This is a genomic window from Jeotgalibacillus sp. ET6, assembly GCF_029667115.1.
In the GTDB taxonomy this organism is placed as follows: Bacteria; Bacillota; Bacilli; order Bacillales; family Jeotgalibacillaceae; genus Jeotgalibacillus.
In genome coordinates, this window is record NZ_JARUIU010000002.1 from 320,255 (window position 1) to 344,831 (window position 24,577).

Below are 24,577 nucleotides of genomic sequence, written 5' to 3' on the forward strand. Positions count from 1 at the left end.
TGAATATAGGTATATATGCTTATTTTTTATTAATTCTATACTCACAGTTGCCTGGCTAAAGCTTCCAACTTTACACTAGAGGAAAATACTAGAAATGTTCAAAGGAAGTGAAGCGATGTCTCAGACCGTGCGTTATGATGCGGCCGCTCTTAAAGAGACAATGGAGGAGCGGGTGGATCAGTATAAGGAGTTTAGAGGCAATTTGTTTGTCTTGAAGAGAAAGATGGTATATGACCGTACTGCCTCCAAGCTCCCGGTCTTCAGCCATGGCACCTACATCATTCATAAACGCAATCTGCTGATCAACGAATTGAATCCAGGCCTCCGCAACGTGGGAGTAGATAAGTATCGAAACATAACGTCTGCCACATCCTTCTGCTGCGTAGATGATTATTATAAAATGATGGATGTGTTAGAAGAACAAAAATAGGAGGAGAGTTATGAATTTAAATCTGGGGAAGATCATAATCAACAATAATGAAATTTTTTCTGGAATGAATAGTGGAGATTTTTTGAGTATATTCTCCTCGGAGGTTAATAGCTTTGGAAATGGCGACATTGAGAGATATCATTTCATCCAACCACAAATCATTGGTGGCCTGTCATTCTGGATAAAGATCGTATTTAAAAAGAAGCATATTTCATCTATTGAATTGAAAAACGCCGACCCTAAACTAAAAAATTCTTATGATAATTGGTCAGACGACCGTATAGTATTAAAAAGAAAAAGTCATGATGAATGGCTCATAACTACATTAGGCCAACCCACGGAAAGAAAGCCGTCAGGTATAAAATACAACTATGCTTGGGGCGAAATACTATCATACTATGACCTTAAAGGTGGGGATACTGGAATTGTTATAAATTATTATGAGAAGGTTGCAACTGATTAATAGATATTTTTCGTAATTTATTACCATGATGAATAAATCAAAAGCTGTCCACTTCTTAAATAGGCTCCTTTAAGAGTCTTTCAAACATTGAGAGGTAGAATAGAATGATTGATAAAATAACCGGTTCAATATTATTGGACAATCAAAAGGTAGTTTTGAATTCAAGGTTATCGCCTGAGAATTTTATGAATACTTCGTTGTACCAGGGAGAGATTATTGATACTAAATACTTAATAAAAGACACGAAAGACATTAATGGAAAAAGATTCTTAATAACGTTATTTTTTATTTCAGAAAGACTTAAAGAGGTACATCTATCAGAAGTAATGAATGGTATATCCTGCTCCAATTGGACAGAGGATATAGAGAGTGAAAAGAAAAAAAGTCATGACAAATGGTTGCTAAAGATTTTAGGAAATGGACCTTATGTTTATTCTTGGGGCACGGTAGAATCAACCTTTGATAAGAAGGGTGCCGTCAGTTCTATTATTCTGAGGTACAGATAAATTCATTGAAATGTTTTAGTGATATGTATTTTTTTGGTTGCCGTAGGACTTTGGTGATTAGCAGCTAATGAGAAATTTTAAAAGCCATAAAATATTATAATTTTATATACAAATCACATTAATATAAACCGTTAAGAAGTCATACACCCAAAACAGTAATACTCTTCGTTTTCCTCCGCAAAGCAACTTGCCATAGTAAGCTCTACAATATGGTGAAATATACTATCTTTGAATTTTTCAACAGACAGCTGGTATCGTAACTCACTTAACTTTAAGATCCATTGACGAATTATGAGAGTGGTGAAATTTAGTATGCAGAGTAACTCTAAGGCTAAAGAAATAGCAAAGACAATAGTAGAAAAACTTAAAGAAAGCTTTGATGGGAAAGCAGGTACATTTTCGGTTTATAATTTAACAGACGAACCCTATTGCATGTTTAATATCACCTTTGATGCCTATGATTATTTTTTCGTCACCTTTAGCTATAATCGAGGAAGTATTGGCTGCAGTATAACCCAAGGAAAGTATGGGTTAGTTTTGAAAAATAGTCAAAAGTGGTATGACTCTGCAGATATGGATGTTTTTTGTGAGGAATTAAAAATGCAACTGGAATTAAGAATTCCAGACAAGTTTTTAGAATATAACGGGTGGAAATAAGTACGTTCCTTTAAAGAGTGGGTTAAGACATACAATTTTAAGACTGGTGACCGGATTTTAAAGATTCCTTTGAAAACCTTTGGAGGTGGAAAAAATGGAAATCATACATCGCAGAGACGGTTTTGCAATTGTAGAGAAAGATGGGAAATATCAAATTTCATGGCCGCAAGGACCTTATAATGAACCGGTTTTTTATCCAATATCTAATGGGAATAAGGACAAAGCTTTTAAATCAGATCAAGACGCTTATGAAGTAATGATTTACGCAGAAACAGGTCAATGGCCTACAAGCAAGGAGGAAAAAACAGAAATAAATAAGTCTTTTGTGAGAAAATTTCCAGAGTTACTTTTAAAAGTTCCAGCCAACCAGCAACTTTTCACACAGTCGGAGTTAGACGAATTGCTGCCTCTGGCTAAACAAGCGTCTCAGAAATCCGATCATTCATGATTACATATAGGAGAGGTCAGAAATGCATAATGAGGGCTATGAAAACATAAAGAAAGAATTAAAAAATGCTCTTAAGGGGCATTTTCATGATCGAATTAGCAGTTTTTCTGTTTTTGAGCAGACTGATACTCCATACACAATGTTTAGTATGCAATTTATAATGTATAACTACTTTAATGTAATATTAAATTATGATCGGGGCTTCTTTGGTTGTTCAATAATAAGCGGGGATGTCGGAATTGGTCTTCCCAATAGCCAAGAACGGTATGATAAAGCAGATTTAGATATCTTTTGTGAAGAACTTAAAGAGCAAATTGAATTGAGAATACCGGATAAATTTTTAGAACATCATGGCTGGAAATAAGAGATTATCATTTTTAAGTCAGATAAACTGTATATTATTTTTGAGAAAAACAGGTAGAAGATGTAATGTGTCCATCTGGAATAGTGAAAATGAATAGGAAGTTTTGTTTAAGAATGAGGTAAAGATTATGAAAAAAGGGATCTTAGCAATACATAATAACAAAACCTTCAAGGTCAGTAATATTGATGGGGAAACTATTAGGTTAGTTAGTGAAGTCCCAAATACTAGCGAGGGCTTTACGAAAGTAATTTATCCCAGTAATTATAAAAAGAGAGATAACTTACCCACGTTATATACCAAGGAAGTCAAGAAAGTAGAGATTGACGAAATGTATGAAGTGGACTACAAAGCAACGTATAGAGGAGAGAAATTTAATTTAAGTTTCAATAATACCGGCTCAGAATTCAAACTAGGAACCAGAGATGCAGAACTTGCCAATCAATATGGATTTGAACGAACCGATAAGTACTATTATGAAAAAATAGTTAGTGAAAATGAGATTGAAGTTATAAAAGAAGTTGTAGTTTACTTCGTAAGATAGAGAAGCAGTAATCTGATCTATAACTATATAGAGTAATTAACCTTGAGTGACCTATGTCTTTCAGGGTTTTTTGTAAGAACATACCTGTAATCAGGCTCCTGCTTAACAAAACTCCTCTTTCATATAACTGATTCATTTTGTAATTCATGTTATTACCATGTAACATAATAACTAGCAATATAGTCTCTATACGAAATGGGTGTATAACATTACTACCATCACAATTACAAGTACAGCTACAAGAACAGATTTAGCGGAGTGGCTAAGAAATGTTTACATTACTAGATTACTGCGTCTTTTATTATATGTGGTAATTTTATATCAAACTATTTATCGACCTAATCCATTTGATCAGTGGTACACTCAAATCTTCATAGGTCTATTTAGTTTTATGTTTTTATGTTTCCTTGTTTACGCATTATTTTACTTATTGAGTTTATTGGCCGGTTTTATGTACTTTGCGAAAGGTCAATACATTCTTTCCTATACACCAGGTGATAACCACTTGGTAGTGGGCGCACGGAAGCTATTAATTAACTTTAAAAAAGTACATATAATTGAAACAAAGAAAAATTACTTATTTTATATTTGGATAAATAAATATAAACCGATGCCTGATTATTTAGTGCTGCCTAAGTTTGCTGATAATGATGGACAAACTAAAAAAACTCATGAACTTATTACTATTTTGCAAGGCAAAGTGAAAATCAGAAAGAGTAAAATTATTTAATGAATAGAAGAGAAATTTTGCTGATTCTAACTACACCAAAGAAGAACAATCTTTAATAAAGGAGCTGGACTCTAGATAATAAGGTGAAAGAGGGGTTATATGTATTTACTTATATCTATAATTTTAAGTATTATTCTAGGTTTTATTTTGATGATGCTAGGACCTATTTTTGGTGGCATTGCGGCTTTTGGAATCGTAGTAGGCTGCATATTTAGAGGTTTGTATTTACTAAATAGCATCCATAAACGCCTCACTGATCCTGATGAAAAAATAGATAAACTTTTAAAAAATATGCAATAGTTAAAGAAGGAACTAAAACAAGTAACAGAGGCTGGGACAAAACTCAAAAAAGTTTAATAAATGAGGATATATTTATTAATAGTAATAGGTGAGCGGAGCGGAAGGTGGCGACTCCTGCAGGATATGACGGCAAGCTGAGACCCCGCAAGGCAAAGCCTTGAGGAGGGCTCAGCGCCGTCCCTGCGGAAAGCGTCCGCCTGAAGCGTAGTGAACCGGTCGTAGAGCTTGAGACAACTTTTGTCCCAGGCTCTTTTGTCTCAATAATAAGCATAAAGATCTAACCAAGCCATATAGAATAAGACTAAATCACGAAGAGGAGCATAAAATGAAGGTTACCCAAAAGATCATAAAGATTCAAGGCGTGACGTACATCATCCGTTCAGCCGTTCGGGGGGATGCAAAGCAGTTGTCTGATATCAGAGTACAGATTGATGGAGAAACGCAAAATATGGACCGGGAGAAGGGTGAGGCCTTTGTAGATGCTGATGGATTTGCTGAACTGATTCAAAAAGATACAGAAAGCAGGAGAAACCTTTTTTTAGTGGCAGTGGTACAGGAGGAAATAGTCGGTTATTCAAGATGTGAAGGAAATGAATTAAAACGATTTGCTCATAAAGTGGAATTTGGGGTGGGTGTACTCAAGGATTATTGGGGGCTTGGAATAGGGAAAAATCTTCTCGCTGAATCGATTCATTGGGCTGATTTAAACGGAGTAATAAAATTTACTTTGAACGTTATGGAATCAAATGAAAAAGCAATCAGCCTCTATAAGAAATTTGGATTTCAAGTTGAAGGAATTCTTAAAAATGATAAGCTGCTCGATGACGGTGAATTTCGCAATACTATTGTGATGGGAAGAATCAAGCTTTAAACGATCACCTCAGTCCAGGCATGCTATAATGACGCTAAGAATGTGCGTCAGTATGCATCTATAATCACGTAAAAAAGGAGCGTTAAGCTTGATCATCCAATGTACAAAAAAACTTTTAACAGAATTAAAGGTTCAGCCGGCGCAGGCAGCTGAAGAAGATCCGTTATTCAGCTGGCACGCCAATCTTATGATGGTGAACCGCAGGAAGACGCTTGTCCTTATGAATGATCGCAATCGGTATGGGATTGTTCTTCATGGATTGAAGGCGAAAGACTTTAAAAGGCTGAATGAGTTGATTCCTGAAGCGATTGAACGAGCTTACAGGGAAGAAGGCGTTGAGGAAGAAGTAATTCAGACGTATCTTTCTCAAGTCGGCGAAGTCACGTTCACCAAAACAAAAGATCGAACCTTTGTTGCCAGGCTGAATAAGACGTGCGAGCTGGTTTCCATTTTTGATGAAAAAATCAAGGGGGATTCACTGCATCAGATCAGCTTAACGAAAAAAGTCAACCGTATGGTGGTGGGCGAAGGAAAACAGAGCATTGTCGTTCCGAATGAAGAATTATATCGCAATTTGGAAGAATTAGCGGGGCAGCCGATTTTTCCTTCTGAAGCGATGATTCTTCACGTCAAATTGGAAATTGCTACGCCAGTTTGGCGCAGGATCGTTGTACCGAAAAGGATAACGTTTCCACAGCTGCATAAGACGCTGCAAATCGCTTTTAACTGGCAGGATGCTCATCTTCATGAATTCCTGTTGTTCCAAAGTAAACCTTTTGATCCGGATCGTGTGAAGGAAACAGAAAACCGTAAACCGGTCTTGAATTTGGTTAGTCATCATGATGCCTTGAATGATGACAAAGGGATTCCAATGAAGCTGGATAAAGGGGAGAAAGTCGCGGACTATCTGCCTGCTGAGATGATGTATATTTATGACTTTGGAGATGATTGGAGGCACCGTATTTCCGTTGAAAAAATGGTAGACGATTATGCATTCAACCATCCCATCTGCCTCGAAGGAGAAGGGAACACACCGCCGGAAGATATTGGGGGAGACAGCGGATATGAAATGTTTCTTGAGGTCATGGCGGATCCGGCACACGAGGATCATGATTACCTGAAGTCATGGAGCAAAAGCCAGGGCTATAGAAGCTTTGATATTAAATGGGTGAATAATGATTTAAAATATTCATAGAAGAAGCGCCATTTGCGAAAAACAAATGGCGCTTTTTTCAGTTACTCTCCCGTTAAACGTCCGAATCCTTCGAGCTTCTCCTGCCAATAGGGGTTTGACAAAGGGGAAATCTGAACGCCATCTCCATCGTTGGCATGGATAAATTGATCGTTTCCAAGGTAAATGCCTACATGGGAAATACCTGCTTTATACGTATTTTCAAAGAAGACCAAATCACCCTGCTGCGGGGAGTCCACTGGAAGAGCCCGTGCATGCTGATCCTCTGCTGTCGTCCGTGCGATCTCGAACCCCGCTTCGTTGAATACATAATAAACAAATCCGCTGCAATCAAATCCGTCCGGTGTCGCACCACCCCACACATAAGGCACGCCAATTTGGCCTCCCGCAATATCCAGAACATCCGTCAGCCATGAGTCGCTGACAGTAGCAGCGGGTACGACAGGATAGCTGCTTTCTCCAGCCACTTTTAGCTCCTGCCCAGGCAGCAGTAAATTTCCGGAAAGCTGATTGATATCCTTCAGCTGATCTACCGTCATTTCATAACGATTTGCGATCGAAAATAGGGTATCCCCCGTCTTTACAGTATAAGTCTGCGAAACTTCAGTCTGCTTTTCTGGAACAGTGTCTGTTTGGGGGACCTTGAGCATCTGATGAGTGACAATCAAATCAGACGTAAGCTCATTTAACGACTGGATGGCTCTGACTGTCGTACTGTATTGGGCTGCAATGCTCCACAGCGTGTCCCCGGCCTTTACTTTATACGTCCCCTCGCTTACTTCCGCTTCGGATACCAAACTTACAAAAAAGAATACAAGAATAATGGTGAATGCCGCTATTATCTTCTTCATGTATACTCCTCCTAAATGCTTTGTCACGAATAAGAGCAGTATAGCCAAGATAGATAGATTTTAACGGATGTTTGTTATTTCTATTCTTTCATGGCAAGGATAAAGATAATTAGCGGATAAACTATGTAAGCAATTTCATAGAATTAGTGAACAGGGAAAAATAGCTTACAGTTTATTGAAATATTTGATATTATAGATGAGGTTTTATTATTTTGGAGGTAAGTTTGTGGGAAGAAACTATACAATTGATTTTATTAAATTTTTTGCGATTTATTTTGTCGTCGTCATTCATACCGGTCCTTTCAAGAATGAACCTCTGATATATGAAACAATCAATATCTTTGCAAGGTTTGCTGTTCCTTTCTTTTTTATGACCTCGGGCTATTTTTTAGGTAAAAATCTACAAACTAAAAAGGATCCCAGTCAGTATATAAAAAGAAGTTTTATTAAAAATCTTTCTTTATATGCAACGTGGATCTTCGTCTTTTTCATCTATGATTTTTTCCTGACGATTGTATCGGCGAATCTAAAAGGGAATGCTGTAGGGGATGCATTAACGGATTATTTTACTGAGTTTTTTACGATCGGACTTTTGTTTTATGGAACAGAGACGAATTCATTTCATCTTTGGTTTTTAATTGCTCTAGTTTGGTCGACGCTTATTGTTTCGTTCTTTGTAAAGATAAATAAGCTGATACCTTTATTGATTATCAGCTTTGTTCTGAACGTGATTGGTCTTTTTGGACAATCCTATCACGTAATTTTCGATTTTCCCTTACACACAAGAGACGCATTGTTCTTTGGTTTATTTTACACAGCACTAGGCTGTAGTTTTGCCAGCGGGAAGCTGAGATTAAAGCGGAACCCTCTGCTATGGGGAGGTTTAGTCTTATTATTCTCGATCTTGCAGATTGCGGAAGGCTTATCTCTTATTCATCTTCTTGATTCACGTATCGATAACTATTACCTTTCAACGATTCCCTTAAGTATTTCTTTATTCGCTTTGGCCCTCACTTCAAGCGGGATATCTGAGCATAATCCTTTGGCAAAAATAGGGAACAAAGCAGTCGGAATCTTTGTCATGCATCCTCTCTTTATTAGTGCAAGCCTTCTTTTCGTCAGCTGGCTGAATGTAGAAGCTGTTACCCAAACCTTTATATGGAACATCTCGTTTACACCTGCGATTTTGGTGGTTTCTTATCTGAGCTATGAGGTTTTACAGAAAGTTAAGGGCAGGTTGTTTCATCGGATTACTAGTGTTAAATAAAGAGCTTTGAAGAATGGTGCCAATTGCGAGATGCAATTGGCATTTTTCGTGTCCGCTTTTGAAATGACCCTTCAACGAGTCTAACTAAATCAATTTTTTAGAATAAATTTCAATATATTTATGTAATAATATCCATCTACTCCTCATAAACTGATAGGGGGAGGTATTGTTTAGGGAATAAAGAGAGAATTGAATGATGGTTTTGGTTAAAGAAAGTAATGATTGATATAAGAGAACATGCTGGTCACGCTTTTCTCACTGTACTGTCCGTGTAAAGACTAAAAGGGGGCAAGACAATGGATGATTTGTTTTTATTGTTATTTTTCTTTTCCATTCTCGCGTTTATTACAGGTTTAATTAAACCCTCTCTTTTATTAAGGTGGGGACCAGAGGACAAAAGAAATAGAAGAAGAGCAGCCGTGTATTTTGGTTCAGCCATTGTAGTGTTCTTTCTTTTATTTGCCATTACACTAGATCCGATAGAAGAGGTTGCGGGTGTTGAGAGTCAGACAGAAGCGGATAGGCAGGCAAAAGAAGAGGAAAAGCTGATAGAAGAAGAGGCTGAAGCAGAGAAGGAAGCAGCAGAAGAGGCAGAGCGAGCAGCAGCTGAGGAGGCGGAGAAGGAAGCAGCAGAAGAGGCAGAGCGAGCAGCAGCTGAGGAAGCAGAGAAGGAAGCGGAAGAAGAGGCAGAGCGAGTAGCAGCAGAGGAAGCGGAGAAAGAAGCAGCAGAAGAGGCAGAGCGCATAGCAGCGGAGGAAGCGGAGAAGGAAGCAGCAGAAGAGGCAGAGCGAGTAGCGGCTGAGGAAGCGGAGGAAGAAGCGGCAGAAGAGGCAGCTCGGGTAGCAGCGGAGGAAGCAGAGAAAGAAGCAGCAGAAGAAGCGGAGAATGAAGCGGCAGAGAATACGGTGACCATGTCACAGCAGCAGGCGGTAAGCATGGCTCAGTCCTATTTAGATTATACTGCCTTTTCGAAAAGCGGATTAATCGCTCAATTGGAATTTGAGGGGTTTGACAATGCAGATGCTGCTTATGCGGTGGACAACATCAGTGTGGACTGGAGTGAACAGGCAGTCCTTATGGCGCAGAGTTATCTTGATTACTCTGCATTTTCAAGAGCAGGCCTCATCGAACAATTAGTCTTTGAAGGGTTTGATCTGGCTGACGCTGAAAATGCGGTGAATATGGTCGGTCTTTAAATGATAGTTAGAAGTGAAAAATTCAGAGCAGATGATCGCTATTTTAGCGGTCTTTTTTTGCTTTCGTTCAAAATGTATTATAATTCAGGTTAATAAGGATTGTTCTACTGGTGGATTTAATTAAGGAAGAGGAGTGAGTGTATGAGGAAAGTCGTGTTGTTTATCGCCCAAAGTCTGGACGGATATATAGCGACTAAGGAAGACTCATTAGACTGGTTATTTAGTGTTGAAGGAGAGGGAGATAATGGATACGCTGAATTTTTCAGCACCGTTGACACCATTTTGATGGGAAAAAGGACGTATGATTGGGTCATGCAGCAGGAAAATGGAGCGTTTCCTTATCCTGATAAACAGTGTTACGTGTTTTCAAATGCCCAGAATGAAGACACTGAGTATGTTCGTTTTATTAATGGGGATATCAGGCATTTTATAACGGATTTAAAGAAGGAAGAAGGGAAGGATATTTGGGTTGTTGGCGGTGGAAATCTGCTTCAACCATTTTTTAAAGAAGGTCTTGTGGATGAAATGAAAGTTACCGTTGCACCAAAGGTTATAGGGGATGGAATTCCATTATTTAAAAAGGGGGACTATCAACTAGATCTTTCCTTGATCGGATCTAAGACCTTTAATCAATTTGTGGAATTGCATTATACAGTAGTGAAATAAGTAAAAATGGTAAAAGCCTGGGATGTCCCTGGCTTTTTATGCTGCGATTTAGGATGTAAAATAATCTTTTGGTCCATTATTGCGCGGCGGCTTAATGGAGTATTGAACGAATAGCAGTGTGGTTCTGATAAACTGTTCTTTGGCAGTGCTGTAGGGGCAGTCCGCGATCATATACTGGCCGTTGAAAAAAACGATTTTCGATTGTTTGGGATTTTCCGGGAAAGGTTTAATTTGATCAATATGGTCCAGAAAAAACCAGGAATTCTGCCGGCTTTTAATGGAATGAGTAGGGAATGCATAAATATGGTTAAACGGATCTATGATGAGAGGGATTTTGTTCCGTATGCTCAACATGCATCTTGCAGCATCCAATCGCCCGCCCATTTTGCTTCCACAGCGCAAACAGGCTTCTTCGAGCAGTGTTTTCATCGATTTCTCAGAGTAGAAAATTCCTCGTATGTCGTGAATTACAGTTTGATAGCGTATGTCCAGTGCAGGCAGCAATGCCAGGGTGGTCGAGCTTATGTAATAATCGTGTTCCAAAAAATAAGCCATTTACAATCCTCCTTCTTTTTACCCATTATATAGGATGTTATTTTGGGATAATATATACATATTGTAAATTTTAAGTTACTGATTTGTTAAAATCCATTGAATCCCTTCTCTTAAAAAGTAAAAGCAGAGGAGGTTTTCAATGGATTTTTGGTTTTTACTCCAATTGATCAGAAAGGGAGACTTTCAACTTGGTGACCGCTCCTTTTTTCCACTTTTTAACGGCAGACACACTGACCCCTTCCTGTTCGGCAATTTGAGCTACACTCAAATCTTTTTCAAAGGTAAGCCAGAACCATTTTTGCTGGGTGGGGGTAAGAAGCTTCGCGCAGCTGTTGAAGATGTCGCTTTGAAAAGCAGGATCTGGTGCCGCATCCTCACGCATTTCCCAAAACTCTTCAGAATGAACACTCTCCCGCTCCTTCCTTCTATTGTCACTTCGCATATACGTCAGCATTCCGCCTCTAATACACTGATAGGCATAAGGTGCAAATTCCCCTTGTGCTGGATCAAATTTCTCCCAGGCTCGCCAAAGAGAAAGCATGCCTTCCTGAATAAAAACCTCATGATCCTGCCGGATATTCAGCTTTCTGATCATATGAAAAATCATCGGTTCAAACTGTGCAAAAACTTCATCAAACGAATTCATTCTTCTGCTCCATCTAGGAGGCGCGCCTGCTGGATATTCTCGAGTAACCCCAGTGTAAAGGGGTTCTTTGATCTGTACGAATGACCGTTTTAGGCGAATGGAGGGGGATTTGGTGTGGTTTAGTGTAAACAAGAGGGGGATGTGGGGAAACGGGATGGTGGGGAGAGGAGATGGGTGAAAATGAGGCGGTTTGGTAGAATGTGTTATTCTATTTGCTACTCGAATAAAATTCTCTTTGCATTGTTCAAAAAAAATAGAGAGTTTATGTGCAAAAAGCCACATGATCACAGATCATGTGGTTGAAAGATGATAATTATTCAATATTAAGGACGATGACACTTGGTATGGTAATGGTGCCCCCCATTGTAGATTCATAAGAAATGAGACCATCAGAGATCCCCATGATTGTAATTAAATCATTTTCTAGGATTCTAGAGTCTGTTATGGAAGAGCCAAATTCAGCTAAAATGATGTTATCATAATCTTCATTAACAGCTAATCTAATTTGCGTATATCCGTCGCCCTCCATAACCTGGACGACTTCACCATAAAATTTTACTTTTGAATCGATAAATTCATCTGGTGTTCTGGCTAATTGATCATAAGTTATTCCAGTATCATAACCAATTCTTTCTTCTTCTTCTGCTTTTCTTTCAGCTTCTGCTTCTTTTGCTGCTTTTTCTTCTGCTGCTTTTTTAGCTTCCGCTTCTTCTTTTGCTTTTTTGGCTGCTTCTTCTTCTTCTTTTTTCTTCTTCAATGCTTCTTCTGCTGCTTCTTGTTCTTCAATTTCTCTTTGCTGTTCTTTCTCTGATAGGTCAAACCAAGGTCCCGCCAGTTCAACCTTTTCTTTTAAAGATTTAATTTCTGCATTTTGTTCTTTTATCAAACTTTCCTTTTCATTTAGTTCCTGCTCAAGACTCGCTATTGAACTTTCACCTTTTGAAACGGCTTCTCCTGTAGAAAAAGAGTTTAATAACAAAACAAACGAAACAAAAACTAGAAAAACAATAATAAACTTTTCACTCTTTAAAAATTTTTTCATCTTTTCCTCCGACATTTTTATTTAGTATACTAACTACATCGAAAACGGGTAATAAGTTACAATTAATTATATAGTACAAAAGACTTATTTGTATACTACTAAATATAAGAAATTAATTTCTTTCATCAATATTGTTTAAAATATATTGGCAGTTATTAGGGTGTAAAAGAAGTTTGACACCTCAACCAGTTCACCTTATAATCAAAGTGTAAAAAACCTTTTACACCTAAGGTGGTTGCCAGATGGAAAATAGAATAAAAGAATTTCGTGAAAAAAAGAGTTTTTCTCAAAGGAAATTGGCTGAAGTTTGTCAGGTCAGCAGACAGACGATCAATGCCATTGAAAATAATAAGTATGATCCAAGTCTTCAGCTGGCGTTTAATATTGCAAAAAGCCTTGGCGTAGCAATGGAAGAACTTTTTCAGTCAGAAAGGGGAGGAAAACGTAATGGATAGGAAAAAATGGATGGCTGCTGCGGCTTTTCTTCTATTTGTCATCCTTGCGGGTTTTTCATTTTATGAATGGATCAGTGCAGGAACGATTGATGGGGCGGGAATCTTTTTCAGCTTTGTTGCCCTCACCTATTTTTTTAACTGCCTGACATGGGGGCAGCATGAGGGAGGCGGCGAGAAAGATGAACTGGACCGCCATATCGAAACGCAAAGCACTAAAATTGGGTATTATGTATTAATTGTCTTAGCCGGCGTAATCCTCTTTGTTTCAGAGGGAACCGGCAACTTGAATGAAATTGATAACTACCCGCTGCTGCTCGTAGTAGGCCTTACCTTTGTGACCGTGCCCATCACAGAATATGTCTACTCCAAAAAATACCGGGTTAAATAGCGTCTACATATACGTTAAAAAATATAGTCCAATCAAAACCAGCATGACGACCAGCAACACCTGAATCAAACGTTTCATTGTGGTATCCCCCATTTGTTAAGCAAATGTGTAATGAATAGCTATTTATTCTTCATGTAAGATTCTTATTCCTGTTGTAAACATAGAAAATACCTGTGATGACTCACCAGGTCTTTTTCTATTATTGCCAATATTGCTGCTGAGGAGAATACACTGGCTGAGAGTAGGAGTAGTCATAGTATGTCTGGGCTGGCTGATGTCTAGAGCAGTTGTTTGGCGGCCCGATGTAGGTGGACGGTTCAACAGGGGCCGTGACCTGCTTCCACTGCGTTTCATCCATGCAGTAGGTGTGTGCCATAACGTTTGCCGGGGTGAGAGCAAGAATATCAGATCCTAATACCACCTCTGGATTCGGCGCATCAAATATGGCGAGCAGATGAGTATTGTCTGTTGTCGCAATTTCATAATGCCACCAGCCCTGTGGCACATTGGCCACCTGTCCCGGAGTAATAAAATAATGCAGAAACTGCTTAGTAAATGGATTCAGGATTGAAACTGTGGCAGAACCCGAAATGCAATACACCAGCTCAGCCGCATTTTGATGGTAATGGGGTTCTACCGCATTGCTCCGGCTTAAAAAAATATCTAATAATGAGCTGCCATTCAACGTATTAAGCTGCTTTCTTCCGAGGACATTAATATAATTTTGTTCATCTTTAATAAAGAGCGGAGACGTATTCACATCGAAGAAAAACTGAGCGGATGGTGAAGTATAATTATAGGAGTCACTCAATCGGATCACCCTGTCTATTTAAATTAAGCCATAAATGGGCTTGATTCTATAGGCTATGTCCCAGGGAGTGGATGGGTGCAGAGAAAAAGTATTAACCCAACACTTGAGGTCCACATACTTCAGGTGTTTTCAGTGTTCGCTGTGTTCCCGCTCATATAGTCTGGGAATCAACTGGAAAATAAGATATACTGTCTATCAAAGGTTAATTTTGGTATTTTAGCTCGCAAGGTACTGCTAAAGGGGGTGAATCTTGTGAGGAAGGTTCTTTCTTTATTGATTTTAATGCTCCTTTTAAGCGCATGTGCCAATGGAGACAGATACAACTTTTCAGGCAGCAGTGACCATTGGGACGTTTTCTTTACTGCAGATGTTTCAGACGAATCATCCCAATCCATTACCGGAACGATTAAGTATACAGGTGAAGAACCTGTCCCCAAAACAATTGATTATACGTTCAAAAGAGATGGTGGAAATTTAGAGGGACGTGACTTAATGGTAGAAGAAGATGCGGTGAATATTGGTAAGCTTTCCTGTGAAGACTGTGCTGTTACGCAAGAGGATGATCAAATGGAAGTGGAAATTACCTGGAACGGGCAATCAGAGAACTTAAGATTGAGCAATGATCGGTGATGAATCCAAATTTAAGAGGTAGTATTTTTCAATCGTATAAGGAGAGCAGAGCGGAAGGCGGCGACTCCTGCAGGACATGACGGCAAGCTGAGCCTTTACAGAGCAAGGCTCTGAAAAGGCTCAGCGCCGTCCCTGCGGAAAGCGTCCGACTGAAGAGCAGTGAACCGGTCGTAGAGCTTGAGACTATTTTGTCCCAGGTTCTTTTTTGGTGTGTAAATCCTTACACCCGTTCCCCGTATATATACGTCTGCTCCACCTTATTGCGAAGATCAAACGGGTCGCCGCTCCATAAAACAAAGTCTGCGTCTTTTCCAACTTCAACGGAGCCTGTTCTGTCATCGATTCCGAGATGCTTGGCGGCATCGAGTGTGATGGCGCACAGTGCCTGTTCTTCTGTCAGCCCGTTTTTGACAGCGAGGATGGTGCTCGTCATCAAATGTTCAATGGCGATGACGGGATGGTCGGTCGTGATGGAAAATGGAATGTTTTCCTCAGCAAGAGCCGTTAAGGTGTTCCAGCCTTTGTCCGCCAGTTCGATTTTGGAGCGTGGGGACATGGTTGGTCCTACCGACACCCGTACATCATGCTTTGCGATGAAGGGGGCGATTTTATGTCCCTCGGTGCAATGCTCAATCGTCAAATTAAATTGGAATTCATTTTTCAGGCGCAGGATGGTGACAATATCATCTGCGCGGTGGGCATGAACGCGCAGCGGGATTTCTTTATCAAGTACTTTTACGATGTTTTCAAGCTCCAGGTTCCGATCGGCTTTCCCTTCTTTTCTTTTAGCCGAATAGTTTTGCGCTTCAATAAACTTTTCTCTGAGAATGGCCGCTACTCCCATTCGTGTGGTTGGCATAATCCCTTTGTCCCCGTGGAAACGCTTCGGATTTTCTCCCATTGCCGCCTTTAGTCCTGACGGATTTTTGATCACCATTTCATCGATAATGGTGCCGGCGGTTTTTAATACGACCATTTCACCGCCCATCACATTTGCACTTCCCGGCATGACCTGGACAGTAGTCACGCCTGCTTTGCGTGCGTCGGAAAAGCCTTTTTCAAGCGGATTAATGCCGTCAATCGCTCGAACTTGCGGGGTGGCTGCTCTGCTTGTCTCATTAAAATCCTGCCCTTCTTTGCCAACACCTTCTTCATGAACCCCTAAGTGCGTGTGAACATCAATGAGACCAGGTGTGAAATATTTACCCCCTGCATCAATTACTTCACAGCCTTCAGGAATTTCAATGTCCTGTCCAATTTTTGAAAATTTTCCATCCTCAATTAAAATTTTTATATTTTTTACCTGCTTTCCTGTGCCGTCTACTCCTGTCACATTTGTAACTGCTTTCATCGTTTTTCCCTCCTGTTAATAAATTCATTATATTCAAAATAATTATTGATTTCTGAATTATTTCTCCTTATAATGGCACCTATACCTATTTCCACCTATGATATTAAATTATAATTTGAGTATTGTAAATAATCTTAATTTTTATAAACGATAACATATTCAGGTCATATATACCTAATTTAGTCCGAAAGCAGGAGATGGAATGGAATACCAGATTGACGAATTAGACCGTGGGATTATCAGGATTTTATCAAAAGATGGCAGGATTGCCTTTTCCGAAATAGCCAATCAGTTAAATGTAACGGAAAAAACAATCCGTCTTCGCTATAAAAATTTAGTGCAAAACGAAATCATTGAAGTGGTAGGTGTAGTGAACCCGATTGCGATCGGTCTTAAAGCAGGAGCGATTATTCAAATTCGAACCACTCAGGGAAGCATCGAAGCGGTCATGGAAAGATTGAAAACGATGAAAGAAATTCGATTTATCACCATGACTTCAGGTCCCTACACCTTGCTTATTCAAATCAACGTACAAAGTCAGGAAGACATCAGACAAAGCATCTTGAAGCTGGATCAGATCGAAGGCATTGTCGACATCAATACGATTATCCAATTGGAAAACTATAAAAATACATTTGAATATATTTAAAAAGGAGAGCGCCGACATGATAGAAAAATTAAAAACCCTGACTGGCTTGCTTGGTCCAAGCGGCTTTGAGCATGAGGTCAGTTATTATTTAGAAGAGTATTTAAAAAGCAGAGCTGACGAAGTTGAAATTGATCCGATCGGGAATGTCATCGCCAGAAAAAAAGGGACAGCTCCAGGTCCTGTCGTTTTATTAACCGCTCATATGGATGAGGTCGGATTTATCGTCAAAAAAATAGAATCAAACGGACTGATCCGATTTGAAAAGCTTGGAGGCAATGACGACCGGAATTTACTCGCGCAGCCGGTCAAACTGCTTGGAGAGCACTCTCCAGTAGACGGCGTAATCGGTACGCTGTCAGCTCATTTTTCAAAATTTGACGATCCGTCGATGGTTCGAAAGCATAGCCAGCTGTATATCGATGTAGGCGCCCGTTCAAAAGAAGAGGTCGAGGCAATGGGCATCGATATTGGCACGGCCGTTGCATGGGGCACTGAATTTCTAATGTTTGGTCCTGAACACAAGCCTCAGATTCGGGCAAAATCATTGGATGACCGGGCAGGCTGTGCAGTGCTGTTGCAGGTTTTAGAGGAACTTGAAAATGAATCCTTTGCAGGTGAACTCGTCTTTCTCTTTGCGGTACAGGAAGAGGTCGGGCTGAGAGGAGCCAAAACGGCTTCTGAGCATATTCAAGCAGATGCGGGCATTGCCATTGATACCACGCCAACGAGCGATACGGCAGAAGCCACGATGGATCAAAGCCTTTTGCTTGGAAATGGCACAGGAATCAAAGTCATGGACGGCAGCTTGATTGTCCATAAAACCATGAAGCAAAAGCTGTTAACGCTCGCGAAACAAAAGGAGATTCCATATCAGCTGGAAGTATTCACAGGAATCGGGACAGATGGCGGCGCGGTAAATTACGCAAATAAAGGAATTCCAACGGGCGTTCTTTCCATTCCTTCCCGCTACACGCATTCAGCCATAGAAGTCGTAGACCTTGGGGACGTAGTGGCAACAAAGGATTTAGTCAAAACGTTTATTTTAAGTTTAGATGAATCTGCGAGTTTTAAATTTTAATAGATTCACTTATTCGAAATTTGGGCGAAAAGGGAGGCTTTACTATGAAGATTTTTATTTCAGCAGATATGGAAGGCATATCCGGTGTGGCAACCAATCAGCAGTTAAAGACGAATTCAGAGTATCAGCGATTCCGGAAATTAATGACGGCGGATGTGAATGCAGCGATTGAAGGGGCATTTGCAGGAGGCGCAACAGAGGTAGTAGTAGCGGATGGGCATGGAAATATGTCCAATATCTTAATTGAAGAAATGGACCCGCGCGCAAGACTTGTATCTGGAAATAACAGAATTATGTGTCAGCTTGAAGGGCTTGATGAAAGCTTTGACGGTATTTTGTTTGTTGGACATCACGGCCGTGAAGGCGGTTCGGAGCTTGCGGTCATCAGTCACACACTGGCTGGGATTTGCGTAAACGAAATGAAGATCAACGGCCTGGTGGTTGGCGAAACGGAAATGAACACGCTTGTGGCGGGAAGCTTTGGTGTACCGGCTCTTTTAATCAGCGGGGATGATGCGTACGTAAAAGAAGTGCAGGAAACGCTGCCGAATGTCTACGGAGCCGTGACAAAACGGGCAGTTGACCGCTTTGCAGCGGAGCTCCTTCACCCGGAGACTGCGCGTAAAGAAATTCGGGAAAAAGCAGCGCTTGCTGTAAAAAATGCGCGTACATTTGAAGCCGCTACGGTCGATGGTCCGGTGACATTTGAGATTGAATTTAAAGGGTCGCAGCAGGCACAAATGACGACCACTCTTCCGACAGTTGAATTAATCGGTCCGAAGAAAATCCGGTTTACATGTGATGATATTGTCACAGCATACAAGCATATGTGGGGCTGTGTGATTATTGCGATGACCGCAACAAACGGAGTCTTGGGCAGTGTGAATGCGTAAATAAAAACGATTAAACGAACCATCAATGGAGGTGAAAGGATGTACATAGTAAAACGGCTTTTGACGATGCTCGTCACCATCTGGGTCATTGCAAGTTTAACCTTCCTGATCATGAAAATCATCCCCGGCGATCCTTTCGCTTCTGATGCGGACGTTTTACCAGAGGAAGTGCTGGAAAATGTCCGGGCAAAGTACAATCTCGATGAACCGATTCCTGTTCAGTATCTGATGTATATGAGAGATTTAGCCACGTTTGATTTAGGGATCTCCATTCAATCTGAAACGAGAGATGTTAACGGCATTATTGCTGACGGGGCGCCTGCTTCGGCACTTCTTGGCACACAGGCTCTTGTCATCGCACTGGTTTTTGGATTGCTGCTTGGCATTATCGCAGCCTTAAATCACAATAAATTTCTGGATTATCTCTCCATGTTTATCGCGATTATTGGCATCTCTATTCCGAGTTTCATTCTCGCTCCTCTATTAATCAAGTATTTTGCAGTAGATTGGGGACTGCTGCCGGTCGCTTCATGGGGAACATGGGAGCATTCAATTCTTCCGTCTTTTGCTCTTGCTGCAACGCCTCTTGCAGTGATCGCCCGTTTTATGCGGTCAAGCATGCTTGAGGTGATGAATCAGAACTATATTAAAACCGCTGATGCAAAAGGACTGCCCGTTACAAAGCTTGTCATCAGTCATGGTATCCGAAATGCTATTTTGCCGGTTGTCTCTTTTATCGGACCTTTGTTTGTCTTTTTAATTACCGGTACCTTTGTCATCGAGAAAATATTTGCCATTCCAGGAATCGGCCGCTATTTCGTTGATAGTATTTTTAATCGTGATTATCCGGTCATTATGGGTACGACGATCTTTTTCAGTTCAATTCTTGTTGTCACATTGTTCTTGATTGATCTCTCCTATCGCTTCATTGACCCAAGAATTAAATTAACAAGTGGAGGGGAGTAATATGGTTTCCAAAAAAGTAGAAGATGCCCTTTTTCGCCCCTTATCACCTGAAAAAAGAGGGCAGGATCCGATCCAGCGCCCAAGTTTGAGTGCATGGAAAGAAACGGTTATCAATGTCCTGAAAAACAAAATGGCGATCCTCGGATTGACGCTCCTGCTGCTCACGATCTTTTTTGCTATAGCAGGTCCAACTATGGTGCCTTTTACACCGTCTGAACAAAATCTGGTGGCCACCAATTTAGCGCCTTCAGCTGAACATTGGTTCGGCACAGATGATCTTGGTCGGGATGTATGGTCAAGAACCTGGTATGGAGCAAGGGTTTCCTTGACCATCGGGTTAGTGGCAGCAGCCATTGATGTCATCCTTGGCGTCACCATCGGCGGTATTTCGGGTTATATGGCAGGACGAGGGAAGCTTGGCGACCGGATCGATTCATTTCTAATGCGGATCGTCGAAATTTTATACGGCATTCCTTATCTTCTTGTCGTGATCTTGCTGATGGTCATTATGGAGCCGGGTGTTGTCTCCATTATTATCGCCCTGTCTGTCACCGGCTGGGTCGGGATGGCGAGGATTATCCGGGGGCAGGTTCTTCAGTTAAAGTCGCAGGAATATGTACTCGCGGCACAAAAGCTTGGAACCTCTCATCCGAAAATCATCTGGCGTCATTTAATTCCAAATACAGCCGGCATTATTATCGTGAATCTTACGTTTACCATTCCGCAGGCCATCTTTGCCGAGTCCTTCTTAAGCTTTTTAGGTCTTGGTGTTCAAGCCCCATTTGCGAGCTGGGGGACGATGGCGAATGATTCGCTTGGTGTTATTTTAAGCGGGCAGTGGTGGCGCCTGTTTTTCCCGGGCTTCATGATTTCACTGACCATGTTTGCCTTTAATGCATTTGGTGACGGCTTGCAGGATGCTCTGGATCCAAGAGCCAACAAATAGGAGGTGGGGAGATTGGATCATTTACTGGAGGTCAAAAATCTCGAAGTCCATTTTAAGACGTATGGTGGAGAAGTAAAAGCAGTCCGTGATGTATCGTTTCATGTAGATAAAGGAGAAACGGTCGCGATTGTCGGAGAGAGCGGAAGCGGGAAAAGTGTAACGGTTCAAACCGTAATGGGTCTGATCCCTACTCCGCCGGGCAAAATTAAAAATGGAGAAATACTGTTTGATGGCCAGGATCTGTTGAAGCTATCAAAAAAACAGATGCAGAAAATAAAAGGGTCAAAGATTGGCATGGTGTTCCAGGACCCGATGACCTCACTGAATCCCACAATGAAAGTGGGCAAACAGATCGAGGAAAGCATCCGGGCCCATCAAAGCCTGAAGGGCAATGAAATCAAAAAACGTGCCATTGAAATGATCCGTCTAGTGGGGATCTCTAATCCGGCAGAACGGTATGATCAATACCCGCATGAATTCAGCGGCGGGATGAGGCAGCGGATTATGATTGCCATCGCCCTTGCCTGCCAGCCGAAGGTGTTGATTGCAGATGAACCGACAACCGCATTGGATGTGACGATACAAGCCCAGGTGCTGGATTTAATGAAGGATCTGAAAGATGAAATGGATACATCCATCATTCTGATTACCCATGACTTAGGGGTGGTCGCAGAGACTGCCGAGCGCGTGGCGGTAATGTATGGCGGCATTATTGTGGAAGCGGGCACGGTAGAGGATATTTTCAGGGAACCTAAGCATCCTTACACTTGGGGTCTGCTGGAGTCCGTTCCGGATATTACAAAAGACGAAAAAAAACGTCTGGTGCCAATCGAAGGGTCGCCCCCGGATTTGTTTTCTCCGCCAAAGGGCTGTCCATTTGCCCCCCGGTGTAAATATGCGATGGAGGTCTGTGTGGAAGAAATGCCTCCAGCGTTTGATGTCGGCGAAGACCACCATGCAAAGTGCTGGTTAAACGATCCAAGGACTCCCAAGCTTGAAGATCTGGTTGCAGCAGGGAGGGAAGCGTAATGGCAGATACGATTATAAAAGTAGAGGAAATGAAGAAATACTTTCAACTGAATAAAGAGCAGACGGTAAAATCTGTTGATGATATTACAATCGAAATTAAAAAAGGAGAGACGTTCGGGCTTGTCGGAGAAAGCGGAAGTGGCAAGTCGACGCTCGGGAAAACCATTACAGGACTTGAGCAGCCGACGTCCGGTAGAATCCTTTACAACGGACAAGATGTCAACGCATTGCCGCCTAAGGAAAAAAGAATCACCAATCGTGAAATTCAGATTATTTTTCAGGATCCCCACGCTTCTCTTAACCCGAGAATGAGGGTAGGCGACATTATTGGAGAAGGAATCGACGCGCATAAGCTGGCGAAGGGGAAAAAGCGGCAGGAAAGAATCTATGAACTGTTAGAACGGGTCGGTCTGCAGCCGGATCAGGCGATGCGCTATCCTCATGAATTCAGCGGGGGACAGCGTCAGCGGATCGGGATCGCACGGGCGCTTGCTGTTGAACCGAAGTTTATTGTAGCGGATGAACCGATTTCAGCTCTTGATGTGTCCATTCAGGCTCAGGTGATTAATTTGCTGGAGGATTTAAAGGAACAGGAAGATTTGACGTATTTGTTTATCGCCCATGATCTAGGGATGGTAAAGCACATCAGTGACCGGATTGGCGTGATGTATTTAGGGAAAATGATGGAGCTTTCTGATAGCAGCGAGCTGTTTAACGATCCGCTTCATCCTTACACTCAAGCACTCTTATCCGCGATCCCCGTCACGAATCCGCAGGCGAATGAAAGAGAAAGAATCGTGCTGGAAGGCGATCCGCCAAGTCCGGTGAATCCACCAAGCGGCTGCCGGTTCCGTACCAGATGTCCGCACGCCATGGAGATTTGTGCTGAACAGGTGCCGGAGTGGAAGGAAGTAAAAGACCATCATTGGACGGCGTGTCATTTATACAATTAAAAACTACTACAGGGGGAATTCTACATGAAGAAATGGGTAAAAGGCGTAGTGCCGGCAGTTGTCATCGGGTCAGTATTGGCTGGGTGCAGCGGGGGAGATGACTCCGGCGGCGGTTCTACAGAGAATATCGATCAGGAAATTGTCGTTAACGCTATGAGTGAGCCGCCGGATTTAAATCCTGCCTTAGCAACAGACACAACGTCCGGCTGGATCCTTGATCATGTTTTTGAAGGTCTTTACACAAAAGATGAGGAAGGAAATCCTGTCTTAGGAGCTGCAAGTGAAGTGGAGCAGTCAGAGGATGGCACCACGTATACCTTTACCATTCGGGAAGATGCCACATGGTCCGATGGAACACCAGTCACTGCGCAGGATTTTGAATATGCCTGGAAAAATGTACTGAACCCGGACACAGGAAGCTCCTTTGCCTTTTACATGTACTACATTAAGGGCGCAGAAGCGTATAACAAAGGAGAAGGCTCAGTTGAGGATGTAGGTGTGACAGCAGAAGATGACCGCACATTTGTTGTCGAACTTGATGCACCACTTGGCTATTTTGATGAACTGCTTACCATGTGGACATTTTATCCGGTGAAGCAGGAAACAGCAAAAGAAAATGCAAATTGGGCCGGAGAAGCCGATACCTATGTAAGCAATGGACCTTTCACACTGGAAACCTGGTCGCATGACAGTGAAGTCATTATTGAAAAAAATGAAGAGTATTGGGATCAGGAAGTCGTGACGCTCGATAAAATCACCTACGAGATGGTCAATGACGCTACTACGTACTATCAAATGTTTAAAACCGATGAATTGGACCTAATTCAAACCGTGCCAACCGATGTGATTGATCAGGAACGAGACAGTGAAGAGTACATGGAAACCCCTTATTTTGGAACGTACATGTATATGTACAACGTGGAAGAAGAGCCGTTCACCAATGAAAAAGTCAGACGTGCCTTTACCATGGCGGTAGATCGTGAATTGCTGACTGAAAATGTAACAAAAGCTGGGGAAACACCTGCGTATGCATTTGTTCCGGAAGGTGCTGAAACCCCATCAGGAGACTTCCGTGAAACAGGCGGAGATTATTTTGAAGAAAACAATGATGAAGCGAAAGCGCTGTTAGAAGAAGGAATGGAAGAAGAAGGATGGGACGAGCTGCCGGAGGTTGAACTGCTTTACAATACCTCAGAAAACCATAAAAAAGTAGCAGAAACCGTTCAGGAAATGTACAGTCAAAATCTTGGTGTAGATATTAAACTTTCTAATCAGGAGTGGAACACGTATTTGGATACCACCAAGCAGGGGAATTTCCAAATGGCGCGTATGGGATGGATCGGTGTCCTTGTAGACCCAGTTGTCATTCTCGACTACTATCTTGGGGACAGCCCAAATAACCGTACAAACTGGGTAAATGAAGAATATGATCAATTAATTGCTGATGCTAAAGTAGAGCAGGATCCAGAAGCACGATACGAGCTGCTTCATGAGGCAGAATCAGTACTGATGGAGGATCTGCCGTTTAATCCAATCTATCATTATACAAACACTTATATGACGTCACAGGACTTTGAAAACATTGTATACCCTGTAAACCGCTATCCATACTTGAAATGGGCGGAAAAAACAGCTGAATAATGGTTGATCAGACGGGGTCTCTTGTAAAGAGATCCCGTTTTTATCTAACGTTTCCCAGTAGG

The 24,577-nt window shown here is 41.4% G+C and carries 30 protein-coding genes; 24 read left to right on the plus strand and 6 right to left on the minus strand.

Features of this window, described 5'->3' with window-relative positions; all coding sequences use genetic code 11:
* Positions 1 to 115: 115 nt before the first annotated feature.
* The 10 genes from P6709_RS06830 to P6709_RS06875 all read left to right on the plus strand — a co-directional run bounded on the left by P6709_RS06830 (position 116) and on the right by P6709_RS06875 (position 6,505).
* Positions 116 to 430, plus strand: coding sequence for a hypothetical protein (locus P6709_RS06830; RefSeq protein WP_278240147.1), 315 nt, complete (start codon positions 116 to 118; stop codon positions 428 to 430).
* Between the two features lie 10 nt (positions 431 to 440).
* On the plus strand, positions 441 to 893 hold the full coding sequence (locus P6709_RS06835) for a hypothetical protein (RefSeq protein WP_278240148.1): 453 nt from the start codon (positions 441 to 443) through the stop codon (positions 891 to 893).
* Positions 894 to 997: 104 nt separating this feature from the next.
* The gene (locus tag P6709_RS06840; RefSeq protein WP_278240149.1) at positions 998 to 1,399 is read left to right on the plus strand and encodes a hypothetical protein; all 402 of its coding nucleotides are present in this window, start codon (positions 998 to 1,000) and stop codon (positions 1,397 to 1,399) included.
* A gap of 312 nt (positions 1,400 to 1,711) precedes the next feature.
* Complete coding sequence (locus P6709_RS06845) at positions 1,712 to 2,056, plus strand: hypothetical protein (RefSeq protein ID WP_278240150.1); 345 nt, start codon at positions 1,712 to 1,714, stop codon at positions 2,054 to 2,056.
* Positions 2,057 to 2,150: 94 nt separating this feature from the next.
* On the plus strand, positions 2,151 to 2,504 hold the full coding sequence (locus tag P6709_RS06850) for a hypothetical protein (protein WP_278240151.1): 354 nt from the start codon (positions 2,151 to 2,153) through the stop codon (positions 2,502 to 2,504).
* Between the two features lie 22 nt (positions 2,505 to 2,526).
* Complete coding sequence (locus tag P6709_RS06855) at positions 2,527 to 2,868, plus strand: hypothetical protein (RefSeq protein ID WP_278240152.1); 342 nt, start codon at positions 2,527 to 2,529, stop codon at positions 2,866 to 2,868.
* Positions 2,869 to 2,995: 127 nt separating this feature from the next.
* Positions 2,996 to 3,409 carry a hypothetical protein gene (locus P6709_RS06860; RefSeq protein ID WP_278240153.1) on the plus strand — a complete coding sequence of 138 codons (414 nt, stop codon included), beginning with the start codon at positions 2,996 to 2,998 and terminating at the stop codon, positions 3,407 to 3,409.
* 829 nt (positions 3,410 to 4,238) lie between these two features.
* A complete protein-coding gene (locus tag P6709_RS06865) occupies positions 4,239 to 4,439 on the plus strand; it encodes a hypothetical protein (protein WP_278240154.1) in 201 nt (66 codons plus the stop codon).
* 325 nt (positions 4,440 to 4,764) lie between these two features.
* A complete protein-coding gene (locus P6709_RS06870) occupies positions 4,765 to 5,310 on the plus strand; it encodes a GNAT family N-acetyltransferase (RefSeq protein WP_278240155.1) in 546 nt (181 codons plus the stop codon).
* An 88-nt stretch (positions 5,311 to 5,398) separates the two neighbouring features.
* Positions 5,399 to 6,505: a plasmid pRiA4b ORF-3 family protein gene (locus tag P6709_RS06875; RefSeq protein ID WP_278240156.1), complete on the plus strand. Its 1,107-nt coding sequence runs from the start codon at positions 5,399 to 5,401 to the stop codon at positions 6,503 to 6,505.
* A gap of 41 nt (positions 6,506 to 6,546) precedes the next feature.
* Here the strand turns inward: P6709_RS06875 and P6709_RS06880 are convergent, their stop codons facing one another.
* Positions 6,547 to 7,353 (minus strand): C40 family peptidase, encoded by an 807-nt coding sequence (locus P6709_RS06880; RefSeq protein ID WP_278240157.1) that lies wholly within the window; start codon positions 7,351 to 7,353, stop codon positions 6,547 to 6,549.
* A 226-nt stretch (positions 7,354 to 7,579) separates the two neighbouring features.
* Here P6709_RS06880 and P6709_RS06885 point away from each other — a divergent pair, with 226 nt between their 5' ends.
* The 3 genes from P6709_RS06885 (at position 7,580) to P6709_RS06895 (ending at position 10,482) form a co-directional block, all read left to right on the plus strand.
* Complete coding sequence (locus P6709_RS06885) at positions 7,580 to 8,620, plus strand: acyltransferase (protein ID WP_278240158.1); 1,041 nt, start codon at positions 7,580 to 7,582, stop codon at positions 8,618 to 8,620.
* 296 nt (positions 8,621 to 8,916) lie between these two features.
* Positions 8,917 to 9,816 (plus strand): Ltp family lipoprotein, encoded by a 900-nt coding sequence (locus P6709_RS06890; protein WP_278240159.1) that lies wholly within the window; start codon positions 8,917 to 8,919, stop codon positions 9,814 to 9,816.
* A 141-nt stretch (positions 9,817 to 9,957) separates the two neighbouring features.
* Complete coding sequence (locus tag P6709_RS06895) at positions 9,958 to 10,482, plus strand: dihydrofolate reductase family protein (protein ID WP_278240160.1); 525 nt, start codon at positions 9,958 to 9,960, stop codon at positions 10,480 to 10,482.
* Between the two features lie 48 nt (positions 10,483 to 10,530).
* On the opposite strand, the gene P6709_RS06900 is transcribed toward P6709_RS06895, so the two are convergent.
* The 3 genes from P6709_RS06900 to P6709_RS06910 all read right to left on the minus strand — a co-directional run bounded on the left by P6709_RS06900 (position 10,531) and on the right by P6709_RS06910 (position 12,725).
* Positions 10,531 to 11,037, minus strand: coding sequence for a competence protein ComK (locus tag P6709_RS06900; protein ID WP_278240161.1), 507 nt, complete (start codon positions 11,035 to 11,037; stop codon positions 10,531 to 10,533).
* A gap of 154 nt (positions 11,038 to 11,191) precedes the next feature.
* Entirely contained in the window at positions 11,192 to 11,683 is a 492-nt protein-coding gene (locus P6709_RS06905) for a sigma-70 family RNA polymerase sigma factor (RefSeq protein WP_278240162.1), read from the minus strand.
* A gap of 313 nt (positions 11,684 to 11,996) precedes the next feature.
* Positions 11,997 to 12,725, minus strand: coding sequence for a toxin regulator (locus tag P6709_RS06910; protein ID WP_278240163.1), 729 nt, complete (start codon positions 12,723 to 12,725; stop codon positions 11,997 to 11,999).
* A gap of 242 nt (positions 12,726 to 12,967) precedes the next feature.
* On the opposite strand from P6709_RS06910, the gene P6709_RS06915 reads away from it, so the two are divergent.
* Together P6709_RS06915 and P6709_RS06920 are read left to right on the plus strand one after the other, a co-directional pair.
* On the plus strand, positions 12,968 to 13,180 hold the full coding sequence (locus P6709_RS06915) for a helix-turn-helix transcriptional regulator (protein ID WP_278240164.1): 213 nt from the start codon (positions 12,968 to 12,970) through the stop codon (positions 13,178 to 13,180).
* On the plus strand, positions 13,173 to 13,568 hold the full coding sequence (locus P6709_RS06920) for a hypothetical protein (protein ID WP_278240165.1): 396 nt from the start codon (positions 13,173 to 13,175) through the stop codon (positions 13,566 to 13,568). The genes P6709_RS06915 and P6709_RS06920 overlap by 8 nt, the downstream gene beginning before the upstream one ends.
* A gap of 199 nt (positions 13,569 to 13,767) precedes the next feature.
* Here the strand turns inward: P6709_RS06920 and P6709_RS06925 are convergent, their stop codons facing one another.
* Entirely contained in the window at positions 13,768 to 14,379 is a 612-nt protein-coding gene (locus tag P6709_RS06925; RefSeq protein ID WP_278240166.1) for a cupin domain-containing protein, read from the minus strand.
* A gap of 252 nt (positions 14,380 to 14,631) precedes the next feature.
* Here P6709_RS06925 and P6709_RS06930 point away from each other — a divergent pair, with 252 nt between their 5' ends.
* Entirely contained in the window at positions 14,632 to 15,009 is a 378-nt protein-coding gene (locus P6709_RS06930; protein WP_278240167.1) for a hypothetical protein, read from the plus strand.
* Positions 15,010 to 15,229: 220 nt separating this feature from the next.
* Here P6709_RS06930 and P6709_RS06935 read toward each other — a convergent pair whose 3' ends face one another.
* Entirely contained in the window at positions 15,230 to 16,360 is a 1,131-nt protein-coding gene (locus P6709_RS06935) for an amidohydrolase (protein ID WP_278240168.1), read from the minus strand.
* Positions 16,361 to 16,562: 202 nt separating this feature from the next.
* On the opposite strand from P6709_RS06935, the gene P6709_RS06940 reads away from it, so the two are divergent.
* The 8 genes from P6709_RS06940 to P6709_RS06975 are packed head-to-tail and all read left to right on the plus strand — an operon-like array spanning position 16,563 to position 24,515.
* Entirely contained in the window at positions 16,563 to 17,009 is a 447-nt protein-coding gene (locus P6709_RS06940; RefSeq protein ID WP_278240169.1) for an Lrp/AsnC family transcriptional regulator, read from the plus strand.
* Positions 17,010 to 17,025: 16 nt separating this feature from the next.
* Positions 17,026 to 18,087, plus strand: coding sequence for a M42 family metallopeptidase (locus tag P6709_RS06945; protein ID WP_278240170.1), 1,062 nt, complete (start codon positions 17,026 to 17,028; stop codon positions 18,085 to 18,087).
* Positions 18,088 to 18,131: 44 nt separating this feature from the next.
* Positions 18,132 to 18,980, plus strand: coding sequence for a M55 family metallopeptidase (locus P6709_RS06950; protein ID WP_278240171.1), 849 nt, complete (start codon positions 18,132 to 18,134; stop codon positions 18,978 to 18,980).
* 39 nt (positions 18,981 to 19,019) lie between these two features.
* Positions 19,020 to 19,946 (plus strand): ABC transporter permease, encoded by a 927-nt coding sequence (locus P6709_RS06955; protein ID WP_278240172.1) that lies wholly within the window; start codon positions 19,020 to 19,022, stop codon positions 19,944 to 19,946.
* A 1-nt stretch (position 19,947) separates the two neighbouring features.
* Positions 19,948 to 20,892, plus strand: a complete 945-nt coding sequence (locus P6709_RS06960; RefSeq protein WP_278240173.1) for an ABC transporter permease — start codon at positions 19,948 to 19,950, stop codon at positions 20,890 to 20,892.
* Positions 20,893 to 20,904: 12 nt separating this feature from the next.
* Entirely contained in the window at positions 20,905 to 21,921 is a 1,017-nt protein-coding gene (locus P6709_RS06965; protein WP_278240174.1) for an ABC transporter ATP-binding protein, read from the plus strand.
* Positions 21,921 to 22,874 carry an ABC transporter ATP-binding protein gene (locus P6709_RS06970; protein ID WP_278240175.1) on the plus strand — a complete coding sequence of 318 codons (954 nt, stop codon included), beginning with the start codon at positions 21,921 to 21,923 and terminating at the stop codon, positions 22,872 to 22,874. Before P6709_RS06965 ends, P6709_RS06970 begins: the two co-directional genes overlap by 1 nt.
* Positions 22,875 to 22,898: 24 nt before the next feature.
* A complete protein-coding gene (locus tag P6709_RS06975; protein WP_278240176.1) occupies positions 22,899 to 24,515 on the plus strand; it encodes a peptide ABC transporter substrate-binding protein in 1,617 nt (538 codons plus the stop codon).
* Positions 24,516 to 24,577: the final 62 nt, after the last annotated feature.